The organism is Rathayibacter sp. VKM Ac-2879 (assembly GCF_015351245.1).
Lineage (GTDB): Bacteria > Actinomycetota > Actinomycetes > Actinomycetales > Microbacteriaceae > Rathayibacter.
On sequence record NZ_JADKSO010000002.1, the window covers coordinates 815860 to 828315 of the forward strand.

The following is a 12456-nucleotide window of genomic DNA, read 5'->3' on the forward strand; positions in this document are numbered from 1 at the left end:
TCGCCAATCCTACCGGTGGCGGTCATGAGGCTACTGAGCCGCGCCGACATCCACGGCACGATGTGAGCGTGAGTCCTCCTTGAGGCGAACACCAATCAGCAGGGCGAGGCTGATGGGCCCGATGAAGGCTAACTTCAGCGCGTTCCAGATGAACAGCATCACGAAGAGGTGCAGCCACCCGGGACCGCCACCTTCAGCGAGCTGTGCGCAGATGCTCGCGGCGTACAGATACGGGATCGCCAGCACCATCGCGGGGACTCCCCATCGCAGGCCGCGCCGGGTGCGGATCGCGTCGAGCAGGATGTTGGTGGGCATGTAGCGGCGCAGGAAGTACCGGGTGCGGACGCTGAGAGCCCAGATGAGTCGGAACATGGACAGTCCTCTCCAGAGTTCGGCGACAAGAACCTGAAAGGACCGCCCGTTGCCGGGAAGGTCATACTGTCGCGACGAGCGACAGCGCCAATAAAAGGCCGCCTCGTCATCCACGATACGACTTCACGGCGGCACCGGGAAGGGCCGGCGGTCATAGCGAACGCCCCAGCGGCTCTCGTCCGAGTGGCCGCCCCGGTGCCTCTTCCTTGTCGGTGGTGAGGCTACGCGCCCTGTCGAGCGCCGCCTTCGCGCGGCTGGCGTCGATCTTTTGCGCGGTCGCCACCGGGGTGGGTCCGAGAGGAGTGTCGTCGGTGATGCCGTATCGGTCTCGGTAGGCGGACACGGTGCGAGCATGTCTGCGCCAGGCCTGTCGCTTCGCCTGCGGGCGAGGTGGTGAGCCGAGAGCTTTCGTCCACGTGGCCCCTTTGTTGAGGGCGCTGTCGAGCACGGCGTCGGCTCGCTGTTCGATCTGGTCACGTCGTTCGTCGAGTGCTTGGCGCATGTCGTCGGGCATGGGACCGCTCGCAGCGGGGACAAGACCGGCGATCAGCCGTAGCGCCTCGCGCACGCGGCCGGAGCGTGCCGGGCGTGCGGTTGCCCCCGCCACCCGGTGGTGGAGGACCGAGGCGATGTCGTCGGCGTCACCGAAGCCCCGTGCGGCCACGAGACGCGGGAGCAAGCGGTCGAGGTCGTGATGGTTTGCCTCGGCCCGGCGTAGCTCGGCAGTCAGAGCCCCGAACGCATCGGAGTCGACAGCAGCGCTTGCCTGATCTTTGGTGAGACCACAGTCGCGGATGAGAATGGCCCAGCGGTCTCGTTGGGCGGCCGCCGCGATGGTCTCGTACTCCGCTGCGAGCTGGGCGACCGAGCCCCATTGTTCGTGTTCGTTGGTAATGGTCTCGTTCGCGGACAGCTCGGCACCGACGTGTTGCAGGACGCCGTAAAGCACGGAACGTGCTGTGGCATCGGGGGTGTCGCCCGGGTGCGGGGCGACATGGTCGTCGTCGGCTCGGTCGAGGACCACATAGGCGTGGTTGGAACGCTTGCCGCGGGTCATCGAGACGTAGAAGTTCTCCCTCGTCGTGGTCGGCTCCACCAGGACGTGCGCGGTATCGGTGGTGATGCCCTGTGCGCGATGGGCCGTGACTGCGTAGCCGAGGTCAACGTGCTCGGCCACGTAGGCAGCCGGGAGCACGATCGCCCCGCCGAAGCGGCGTCCAGTCCGGCGGAGGGTGACCGAGCCGTCGTCGCGGACGTCCTTGATGGCCCAGGCGTCGCCGTTACGGACCCAGTCCTTGCCGTTGCGGAGTCGGCGGTCGTTACGGCGGGTGATGATCGTGTCCCCCGCGCCGACCATCGTCCCGTCAGCGAGTTCGACTTCTGGGCCTGGCGTCAAGGTGCCGTCGAGAATGAGGTCTGCGCGGGCGCGGGTATTGAGCGCGGTCGCCTGGTCGCGGGTCTCCGCGACCAGCACCGATGCAAGTCCTGACTCTTTGTCAGCTCGCCATGCCGAGTAGGCGGCATCGGTCATCAGATCGGCCTCACCGCCTCGGATGCGGTCGTGGTCGAGGTAGGTGCCGATCGCTGCCGTGCGTCCGTGCCGTAATGCGAGTGATGCTGTCTTCTCCCACGCGCTCGTGAAGCGGTGGACGTCAACCAGCTCCGGTGCGTCGTCCCGGTCGGCTACCAGGAGATTGAACGCGCCCCCTGCGTCTACGGACTGGAGCTGGGCGAAATCGCCGACCAGCAACACCTTCGCTCCTGCCTGTTCAGCCAGGTGTGTGATCCGATCTAAGGACAGGGTGCCGGCCAGTGACGCCTCGTCGATGATGACGAGCTGACCTGCGTCGAACGAGGTTCCGTGTATGAGGTGGTTGTGCCACCATTTCGCCGTGTTCTCGGTTTGGATGCCGAGATCGTCTGCCAGCACTTGCGCGGCCACCGCGGAAGGCGCGAGTCCGATCACGGACCCTGTCCCGTGTTCGGCTTCCCACGCGCGGCGCAGGGCGTTCATGGCTGTCGTCTTGCCCGCGCCGGCGGGGCCGACCAGTACGTCGAGCATTCGGCCAGAGACGGCAATCTTCATGAGCGCGTCGGCCTGGTCCTCACTCAGCATCCGATCCTCGGGGTCGGGGCGAGAGGTGATCTTCTCGACAGAGCCCACTGAGACTGTGGGTGCCGTCAACGCGCGTGAGCGGTCGAGTAGTCGGTCTTCGGCGGCCAGCAACAGCTCGGAAGAGAACACGGTCGAGTGCTTGGGCCGGAACACGCTGGTTCCATCAACGCGGCGAAACGCGGCCGGGCTGGTGGCAAGGTCCGGTGGGGTCAGCCGCAGCGACGCCTGTTCGGCAGCGTCAGCAATCATCCCGACGATCGCCTCTCGATCCCGCATGGACGCGAAGCGCCAATGCATGGTCTGCCGCGACGCCTCAGCCATCAGATTCCATCGCCGCCAGGTCGACCGCTTCTCGCCGACAATCTCAACCACGGCGTTGCCGAGTTCATCGATGGTCTCCAGCGGCACGTCGTCGGCGCGCAGCAGGAGTGGGCTGTTGTTGTTCGTGACATTGCGTGCCCAGGTCGTGGCGTCCTGACCGAGAACGTCGGTGGCGCGCGATCGCCATTCGGTAGTGAGGTCGGCCAGCGATCGGACCTCCTTGTCGGGCCGTGTGGAGAGGGTTGCTTGGGCGCGCAGCTTCAGGGTTGTCGCCGGGGCTGGCCGCCTGCCGTATTTGCTCACGTAGTTGGCGATGAGGCGGTCGGTCTCGGTATCGATGTGCCGGGCGCGAGTCGAGAACTCGGCCACCAACTCTTCCGGCACGCCGCTGATCGCCCATGCGGGATTGCGGTCACGACCCCTGTCACGGGCTTCCCACTCGACGCCGAAGGTGCGGGTCATGTGGTCGGCGAACACGGCCTCGTGCAATTCGGATAGCGCGACGACGGCGGCGTGCATCGGCCGTCCATCGAGGCTCCGCCATTTCCCGTCGAGAGCGGTTCGGACCTTGTTGGAGATGACGACATGGGTGTGCAGGTGGGGATCACCGGCACGGGAGTCGAAGTGGTCGAAGGCCGTCGCGACCAGGCCTGTGACATCGACCTGCGCAACGGCCCCGTCGCCAGCGGTCGCGCCGGTGCGAGTGGCTGCAACCTCGCGTTCCATGAATGCAACTACCTCCGCAACTGCCGTGTGGTGCGCCTCCCCTATCAACGCTTGCGTCCCTGCATCTGCGACCGCCCACAACGCGGATGCAGACTCCGGAATCGAGAAGGTGAAGTCGAACCCGGCCACCGCCCGTCGCGTCCCGCGCTCGGTCTCCTCGGCCTGGATTTGCGCGACCGCGTCTCCCATTGCACCGGGAGACATCGTTGGGGCGAGGTCTGCGATCCGCGCCTCGATCCGCTCTGAGGTGGATTTGTAGGCCGGGAACGCTAGCCCGAGGGGATCTCCGGTGATCGGGTCACGGCCCATCCCCATGAGGAGCTGGAGCTGCGCCTCGGACACTCGATCACCCACCGCGAGCTGACCGCTCCCGAGGGACGCGACGCCCGACCCGAGCCATTGGCCTGGAGGGGTTCCCGCCTCGGCGTAGTAGCGAGTCAAGGGCGTCGAGAACGACCTGTCGCCGTCTGCGGCGGCGACCGTACGCAGGAGGTACTTGTAGCCGTCACCTGCGGACATCACTCGCATCGAGACCGTCACATGCAGCAGGTGCACCTGCCCGCGCTTGGCGCCGCCGGTCGCGTCAGGCGGGCAGTCTCTTGCAGGCGAACTCCCCGATCTGGTCCTCGATGAGGAACTCGTCGCCAACCATGTCCGCGTACATGGCCGCGATGCCTTCCGGTTCGCCCGCGGCTCGGAAGCGGATGCGGTCAGAATCCGTATGGATCAGATAGGCACTGCACTCGCACGAAGTCATGAATGCGTAGAACCGCCCCTGCTGCGCTTCTTGCAAAAGCGCCGCGGGGTAGTAGATGTCGTGCTTACGGCACAGCGCCGGAACTTTGACTGCACCATTCTCGAAGGCGCTCTGCGGCAGGTGAGCTGCGTGAGACCAGGGTTGCAGTCGCACCTCCCCACCCGTTGCACGCAACGTCCCCCCATCCGCGAGAGCAAGCAGAGACTTCTCCGTGCACGTCTGCCCCGCCGGCCACATCACCGACCTATCCGAAGGCCACAACGATGGCATCCCCAGCTCCGTCTTCGAGTCCGCCTGAAGACCTGGAGTGGTGAACCGCACGCCGTGCAGGAGGAGCGCTCCAAGGACGATCGTCATCGCGTAGCCCTGAGGCAGCGGCGGCTCGGGAAAGCCTGGGATGCGAACTGTCAGCGGCGTGACGCGTACAGCCGAGAATCCCTTGACGCCCTCGAATCGGCCGACCCAGAACTGGCTGAAATCCAGCGGTTGCACCAGCTCGCGGCGCTCGTAGAGCGCCCTGTACTCCGATGGGGCGAGACCGTAACCTCTTTCCCGCTGCTCCTTGCTGGAGAGGAGCATCGCTGTCAGCGCGGTCTTTTGCACCCACGTTGCGATCGCCGCTTGGTCTTCCGGCGCGATCGTTCCGGGCTCGTCAAGGATCAACGGAGTCAGCACTCGCTGCGCGACCGTTTCGAGGTTGCTCATCCACCCGTTGTTACACGAGCCGCAGAAGCTCTTCACCGTCTGCCGGAATGGGGGCTGCTCCCCCATGTCGCGCGGCAGAGCATTCAACGGGCCCGCGTGATGACGCATCGGAGCGAGATCCAAGCCTGTCCTGCTCACCCACTGACCGAAAACGTGCTCGCGGGTCAGGGGCCCCACCGACCCGCAGAAAGCACAAGATTCAGGCATGTACCCATTCTCCGGCACAGATGCCGCTCCTCGACCTGCAAGAGGCGTGGCAGCTCTGGGCGCGGAGCCGCTTCGGGCAGCGAGACCGGCTGCCCGAGACCGCGGGTGCTTCGGGACCAGCGGAACGGCCCTGGCGAGAGTTCAGCCTTGTGCTGTACATTGGACACATGCATTTGTACTTCCTGTGACGGCTGGGTAGGCCCACCGCGCTCGTTGAGTAACTCCGAGCCCGCGGCGGCCGCTCGTTCTGACCCTTTCCCAGGGTCGCCGTCATTTGCGTACCCGTTTGCCTCTCGGCTTCTGGTGCGTCGTATCGAAGGATTCGAATGCTCACCCCTACCAACCGTCATCCGGCGCGCCATCGCGCGCAGCTCACTGCCTCCGACGTCTCTGTAATGAGGGGCACGATGTCTGTGCTCAAATGCGTCGACCTCGTCGTCACGCCATCCTCCCGAGTCGCGATCGTGGGAGAGAACGGGCGCGGAAAGTCCACCCTCCTGCACGTCCTTGCCGGCACCTTGCCGGCAGATAGCGGAACTGTGCAACGCATTGGCACTCTTGGTCTCGCCGAACAGGAGATGGCCGCTGCCGACGATAGAACCGTTGGCCAGGCGGTTGCGGACTCAATCGCCGAACCGCTCGCGGCGTTGGCAAGATTCGACGCAGCCGCTCGGGCACTTGCCAACGGAATAGATGGAGCCGCAGAGGAGTACGGCGCCTCGTTAGAACTCGCCGAGGCCCTCGACGCATGGGATGCCGAGCGGCGCGTACAAATAGCGCTCGAAGCGCTCGATGCGGAGACCGACAAGACTAGGTTGCTCGCTGACCTATCTGTAGGGCAGAGGTATCGGGTCCGCTTGGCTTGCCTTTTGGGCGCGGACCATGACTTCCTCCTACTCGACGAGCCCACCAACCATATCGATCGCAGCGGACTGGACTTCTTGACGGCGCAGCTCCGAAGTCGCAGCGGCGGTGTGGTCGTTGTCAGCCACGATCGAGCCCTGCTGTCCGACGTTGCGGACACCGTTGTCGACCTTGACCCGACACTGGATGATCGCCCGCGCATCTACGGCAGCGGCTACTCCGGATACAGGGAGGGGCGCCAAGCCGAACGCGTCCGGTGGGAGCAGGATTACGACCGCCAGCAAGCCGAGCATGCCCGCCTGCAGGAGAGCCTTAGCGCAGCACAGAACAGGCTCGTGTCTGGATGGCGTCCGGAAAAAGGGACAAATAAGCACGGCCGCGCAACCCGCGCCGGCGGGCTCGTGCAGAACGTGCACCGGCGCCAGGAAGTCCTCGAAGCTCACGCCATCACAGTCCCCGAACCACCGCAGCTCTTCCGGTTCCCCGACCTTCCGACAAGGACCGGGGCCGTCCTCATTGATGTTGACAACGTCAGTGTCGCAGGGCGGCTGACCGAGCCGGTTTCGTTTTCCCTCTCACACCGGGGCCGCCTCGTGGTGACCGGACCGAACGGCGTCGGCAAGTCGACGCTGCTCAGTATCGCCGCTGGCGATCTGAGTCCGGACACCGGAACTGCCCGGTGTCCTCGTGGAACGCGGCTGGGCTACCTCCGCCAGGAAACCGCTCTGCCAGAGGACCGGAGGGTCAGTGAGCTATACGCCACGCACGTCGGCGAACTCATCACCGAAGGCATCATGGAATCCTCGGAAGCCATCGGCCTCTCACAACTCGGTCTCCTACGTCCGCGTGAGGCGGGCAAGCGCGTGGGAGAGCTGTCGATGGGGCAACAGCGCCGACTTGATCTGGCCCTCGTGCTCGCGACACGTCCCCACGTGTTGCTGCTGGATGAACCCACCAATCACCTCTCCATTGCGCTCGTTGATGAACTCACCGAGGCTCTCGGCGCAACTCAGGCGGCCGTTGTTCTCTCGACGCATGATCGGCAGCTTCTCCGTGACGTGGAGGATTGGCCGAGTCTTCAACTGACGGCATCGGTCGATCGCGAGGCACTCGTATGAGCGAGAAGAAGTTCGACCGGATGCGTGCCTTGCGGCCTCTGGCGACTCGGGACTACCGACTTCTGTTCGCTGCGGTGGGCATCGAGGTTTTCGGAACGGGTATGTGGACGATCGTCATGGTCTTTCAAGTGCTCGCGCTTGATGACAGTCCTCTTGCGCTCTCCGCGGTCGCAACAGGCATGAGTCTCGGCCTGTTCGCGTTCTCGATTCTCGGCGGCGTGGTCGCAGATAGATTCTCCAAACGCCGAATCATCATCACCGTTCAGGGGTGCACCGCCGTTGTCATGAGTGTGGTGGCGGTTCTAGCGCTCACCGGAACGATCGAGCTGTGGCATGTCGGCGTCGCCTCGTTCGCGATGGGCGCCGGAAGCGCGTTTTTCTACCCGGCGTACAGCGCGTACTTGCCAGAGGTACTTCCGGCAGAACAACTCCTTGCTGCGAATGGACTCGAGGGTGCACTACGCCCATCGATGGGTCAAGGGCTCGGCCCCGCTCTCGGGGGAATCGTCGTCGGTCTTTTCTTCCCGGCCATCGGGGCGGCAATCGTCGCGGGCTCGTACTTGGTTGCATTCGTCATCACTCTGTTCCTCAGCCACCGCGACGAACCACTTCGCGGCACATCGCCCGAGGAGCGTGCGAGCATCTGGGGAGACCTCCGTGCGGGAGTAAGTTACGTGTCGCGCACGCGCTGGCTGCTCTGGACACTGATTTTCGGTTCGTCACTCGCGCTCATCATCCAGGGTCCGATCGAGGTGCTCCTGCCCTTCCTTACCCGCGACCGATTCGAGGACGCCGAAGCGACTTTCGGATTCCTTCTCGCTGCATACGGGATCGGCGGGGCGGTCGGCTCGCTCGTCGTGTCGTCGCTGAAACTCCCGCGTCGCTACCTCACGTTCATGATCGTCTGCTGGGGCGGAGGCACGCTTCCTCTCATGGTTATCGGCGTCGCCAACAACCTGATCCTGATGCTCGGAGCGCTGTTCATTGTCGGCGCAACGACGGGAGCCGGGGTCGTTGTCTGGGGGACGCTACTTCAGCGACTCGTGCCGCTCGACATGATCGGCCGGGTCGCGAGCCTCGACTTCTTCGTCTCGATCGCGTTCATGCCGGTCTCGATCGCGATAGCCGGTCCCCTTTCGCTCCTCGTACCCATCCCCACGATCTTCGTGATCGCAGGAGTCATCCCACCAGTTCTGGCGCTCATCGCGCTGATGGCTGGGCGCATGCGAGAAAGCGAGGTACGGAACGCCCTGGACGCTCACTGAACAGCGATCGGTGTCTCACGAAACGACTCGGGAGGTCGGCTTCGAGCCGTTAGTGGCTCGAAGCCGAACAATCCATGCCCCCATCGCCCCCATCGCCTACGACTGCGTGAAGTTGATCTTTGTTCGCGATGGCTCCGCGATTCTGTTCAGCGAATTCGGCGAGAAACCAGTCAAGGTGGGCGATGTCGTGGCCCTCGCGGCAAATACTCTGTGCGGAAGCGACCCTGAGGGGTCGATCACCGTCACCACCCTGTACCTAGATCGCGACTACATCGTCGACCAAGTGTTCTGGCAACACGCCGCGCTGCTTGCGGACCGGCTCGACGCGCAGGATTTCACTGACGAGCTGTACTCCGAGCCCGCCCAGATTTTGCACCTTGGCGAGAACCGCGCAGGGATGCTCATGCCGTGGTTGGACGAGTTGGTGGCGCTCAGCATCGGCGGTGCCTCATCGGATCGGTTCTTCCGGATGCAAGCCCTGCTTTTCGCGGTGCTCGACGTGACCATTCCGTATGTGAAATCCACCTCGGTGCGCCGCACGTCCAGCCAGCGGAAGACCTCCCGCCGGCCCGGTCCCCCGTCGCTTCGTCAGTTCGCGCCGTTGCGCGCTGAAGCTCGGCAGGCGCTGGAATTGCTTCGCGACCGGCCCGACGAGCGGTGGACTCTTCAAGATCTCGCATCTGCCGTGCACTTGTCGCCGTCGCAACTCGGACGTGTCTTCGTGGATGCCTACGGCAAGACGCCAATGACCTACCTATCGACAGTGCGCGCCGAGAACCTGGCGCGACTGCTACGGGAGACCGACGTACCTGTCGAAGCCGCGATGCGCCAGGTCGGCTGGCTAAGCCGAGGCCATGCCTCCCGAATCTTCCGGGAGGCCGTCGGAGTAACACCGGTTCGATACCGGCAGCTCAGTCGGGACAAATTCAGAGAGTGAGCAGCGATACACATCTGCGCATGTGAGGTACGAGTATCCGCATCTCACCCGCGCCTCCGCCCGGAGGTAGCCGCTCGACTGGTAGTCCAGATAAGACTCGTTGGGTTCACCGCCGCGCCCGACGGTCACATCGCTTGTTTCGCTGTCCGTCTCTCATTGCTGGTGGTCCCGGCGTACCTGATCGTCACCGAGCCCGATCGGCCCGGTGCTCAGGGTATCGGGAGGAGACCAGGCCATGGCCAGAACGCGGGAGCAATCCCAGGAGGCGCGGGAGGCAAAGCTCGACGAGCTGCATGAGCGCCTGACCGGCGCTGTGGAACAGCTCGTCTCCGGTGATGACTGGGCTCGGGCGCTCGCGTTCGCGGCACGATTCCGGGCGCGATCGTTTTCCAACACGTTGCTAATCTGGGCGCAGCATGAGGCCGCCTACGAGGCAGGTCGCGTGCCCGACCCGATGCCGTCCTTTGTCGCGGGGTACCGGCAGTGGCAGGGGTTGGGCCGTCAGGTGGAGAAGGGCCAGCCGGGGTACATGATCTTCGCCCCGGTAACGGGACGCTTCGCCTCTTCGAATCCCGCTGCCTCCGATTCATGGCGTCGGCTTGGGAAGGGCGAGCAGCCCCGGCCGGGCGAGGTCGTGCGGTCGAAGATGATCGCCGCCCGCCCTGCCTACGTGTGGGATGTCGCGCAGACGGCTGGGGACCCGATCCCGGAACCGCCCTCACCACGCCTGCTGGAAGGCGAGGCACCTGCCGGTCTATGGCGCGGACTGGCAGCCCTGGTAGAGGAGCGCGGGTTTGAGGTGCTGCGGGTCCCGCATGAGGGGATGATCCACGGTGCCAACGGGTTGACGGACTACACCGCGAAGACGGTGGCGGTGCGGGAAGACATGGACCCGGCCGCGCAGGTGAAGACTCTCGCTCACGAACTCGGTCATGTGCTCATGCACGGCCCTGATGCCGAGAACGCTCGCCAGCATCGTGGAATCGGGGAGGTCGAGGCAGAGTCGGTCGCGCTGATGATCGGCGCCGCCCACGGCATGGACACTTCTGGTTACACGATTCCGTACGTGTCGACCTGGGCGGCCAGGGTCGACGGCAAGGAGCCGGTCGAGATCGTCAAGACCACCGGTGAGCGGGTTCGCAAGACCGCGATGGGAATCCTCAACCAGCTCGATACCACCCAGATCGGGGACGGCACTCCGCCGGGCTTGGACCGCGAGACACCGCAACGAACCCAGTCCGGTAGCGAACGGTCAGCGCCCGAACGCGCAGCGTTGCTACATGACGCTGGCGCGCGGGTCACGACCGTAGCGACCGCAACGGCGCGAGAGAGAGGCCTGTGATGGTCTTCCCAGACGTGTTCGCCCGCGCGCTGACGCGAGCATCCGGCGCGCAGTCGTTGCCTGCTGCCGCCGAAGAGCTGGCCCGCGTGGGAGTACCGGTGTTCCCGTGCATATCGGGCGGGAAGCGACCGCTGACCGAGCACGGCTTCCACGACGCCACTACCGATGCCGACCGAGTCGCCGCATGGTGGGGCCGGTCTCCTGGGGCGAACATCGGCGTCCCGACCGGCGCACCCTCGGGAATGGTCGTAGTGGATGTCGATGTCCATGGCCCTGTCGATGGGTTTCGTGGTTTCTCGCGTGCCCATCGAGCGGGTTTGCTGGACGGGTGGCAGCTCCTGGTATCCACGCCGTCCGGTGGAATGCACGCCTACTACCAGTCCACGCCTGGTCAGGTGCAACGGTCCTGGCAGGCGGCGCGCGCGGGGATCGACTTCCGTGGTGACGGCGGATACATTGTCGTCCCGCCCTCACGGATGTCCATCGCCGGAGACGTTGTCGGTTATCGAGTGCGGCGGGTCGAGGCAGGAACGTCCTCGGTGCTCGACTCGGATCGGTTGCGGGATTTCCTCGACCCGCGTCCCACAGTTCGCGAGCCGATGAATACAGCTCAACGGCAAGGTGCGGATGTGTCGCGGTTGGCGGCGTGGGTCGCTGGACGCGCGGAGGGTGAGAGGAACCGCAGCCTGTTCTGGGCCGCGTGCCGGCTCGCGGAGAACGGCCTGCCAACCTCCGGTGCCCTCGACGCACTGGGCACTGCTGCTTCGGATGCGGGTTTGGGTGAACGGGAGATCATCGCGACCATCCGTTCTGCCTACCGTGCCGCTCATCCCGACAGGGACGCGGCCTCGGCCTCGGTGGGAGCCTTGGCACCTTCAGAGGCAGGCATCTGGTTTGCCGGAGATCCTGCTGCTGTGGGTCCGTCGAATATGCGGAGGCTGTGATGTCCACCTCCGTTCTCGACAAGCAGGCGGGCCGGCGCTGGGTAGTAGTGACGGCTGTGGCCGGGACAGTGTTCATCGCCGCCGGGGCGTTCTGGCTCAGCTTCACGGCGTTGGCGGATCTCGCCGCCCGGTCCGGAATCGGCGAAGAACAGGCTTGGGCTTGGCCGCTGATCGTGGACGGGATCATTGTTGTCGCTACGGTCGCCGTCGTCGCCCTGGCCGGACAGCGGTCAGCCTGGTACCCATGGGCTCTACTAGTCGGCGGGGCCACCGTGTCTGTGACCGCGAACGCGATCCACGCCGTCGTCGCCGCCGACGCCGATGTCCCAGGTGTGCTGGCCGCGAGTGTGGCGGCAGTCCCGCCGGTTGTGCTGCTGGCAATCACCCATCTGACCGTCATCCTCACCCGCCCCCTCCCCGCCGCTGGGGAGCCGTCACCCGTTGAGGAGACGCCGGAAGTCTCAGGCACCACGACCGCGCAACGAAACCTTGTCGCACCGCCGCCGCGCATTGGGAGCACGCTCCTGAAACGGCCCTCCGCGGTCAAGGAAGCACCGCTCCGCGCGGCTGCTGCTGCGGGCGCGGATCGGCGCGACCATGCCCGGGAGCTCCATGGCCGGGGGTGGTCTAACAAGAAGATTGCCCGCGAGCTCCAGGTACATCCCTCGACCGTGGGCCGGTGGTTCGCCAGCGCGCACCTTCCCGACGACACCGAAGATGCTGACGTCGAGGAGGCAGAGAACTCATGAGCAGCCATTCCGCCCAGCCACACGAGCGCGATC

The 12456-nt window shown here is 65.2% G+C and carries 9 protein-coding genes; 6 read left to right on the forward strand and 3 right to left on the reverse strand.

All coding sequences use genetic code 11. From position 1 onward, the window contains the following. Positions 1–30: 30 nt before the first annotated feature. From ITJ45_RS08770 to ITJ45_RS08780, 3 genes are all read right to left on the reverse strand, one after another. Positions 31–372 carry a sulfate permease gene (locus tag ITJ45_RS08770; protein ID WP_194607793.1) on the reverse strand — a complete coding sequence of 114 codons (342 nt, stop codon included), beginning with the start codon at positions 370–372 and terminating at the stop codon, positions 31–33. Between the two features lie 151 nt (positions 373–523). Continuing rightward, complete coding sequence (mobF, locus tag ITJ45_RS08775) at positions 524–4063, reverse strand: MobF family relaxase (protein ID WP_194609003.1); 3540 nt, start codon at positions 4061–4063, stop codon at positions 524–526. A gap of 55 nt (positions 4064–4118) precedes the next feature. Continuing rightward, positions 4119–4997 carry a hypothetical protein gene (locus ITJ45_RS08780; RefSeq protein ID WP_194607792.1) on the reverse strand — a complete coding sequence of 293 codons (879 nt, stop codon included), beginning with the start codon at positions 4995–4997 and terminating at the stop codon, positions 4119–4121. Positions 4998–5530: 533 nt separating this feature from the next. Here ITJ45_RS08780 and ITJ45_RS08785 point away from each other — a divergent pair. The 6 genes from ITJ45_RS08785 (at position 5531) to ITJ45_RS08810 (ending at position 12423) form a co-directional block, all read left to right on the forward strand. Next, positions 5531–7186 carry an ABC-F family ATP-binding cassette domain-containing protein gene (locus ITJ45_RS08785; protein WP_194607791.1) on the forward strand — a complete coding sequence of 552 codons (1656 nt, stop codon included), beginning with the start codon at positions 5531–5533 and terminating at the stop codon, positions 7184–7186. Beyond that, complete coding sequence (locus ITJ45_RS08790; protein ID WP_194607790.1) at positions 7183–8451, forward strand: MFS transporter; 1269 nt, start codon at positions 7183–7185, stop codon at positions 8449–8451. Before ITJ45_RS08785 ends, ITJ45_RS08790 begins: the two co-directional genes overlap by 4 nt. Positions 8452–8521: 70 nt before the next feature. After that, positions 8522–9388, forward strand: coding sequence for a helix-turn-helix domain-containing protein (locus ITJ45_RS08795; RefSeq protein ID WP_416365289.1), 867 nt, complete (start codon positions 8522–8524; stop codon positions 9386–9388). Positions 9389–9623: 235 nt separating this feature from the next. Further along, complete coding sequence (locus ITJ45_RS08800; protein WP_194607788.1) at positions 9624–10730, forward strand: ArdC-like ssDNA-binding domain-containing protein; 1107 nt, start codon at positions 9624–9626, stop codon at positions 10728–10730. Then, on the forward strand, positions 10730–11674 hold the full coding sequence (locus ITJ45_RS08805; RefSeq protein ID WP_194607787.1) for a bifunctional DNA primase/polymerase: 945 nt from the start codon (positions 10730–10732) through the stop codon (positions 11672–11674). The genes ITJ45_RS08800 and ITJ45_RS08805 overlap by 1 nt, the downstream gene beginning before the upstream one ends. Continuing rightward, positions 11674–12423, forward strand: coding sequence for a DUF2637 domain-containing protein (locus tag ITJ45_RS08810; RefSeq protein WP_194607786.1), 750 nt, complete (start codon positions 11674–11676; stop codon positions 12421–12423). The genes ITJ45_RS08805 and ITJ45_RS08810 overlap by 1 nt, the downstream gene beginning before the upstream one ends. Positions 12424–12456 lie beyond the last annotated feature (33 nt).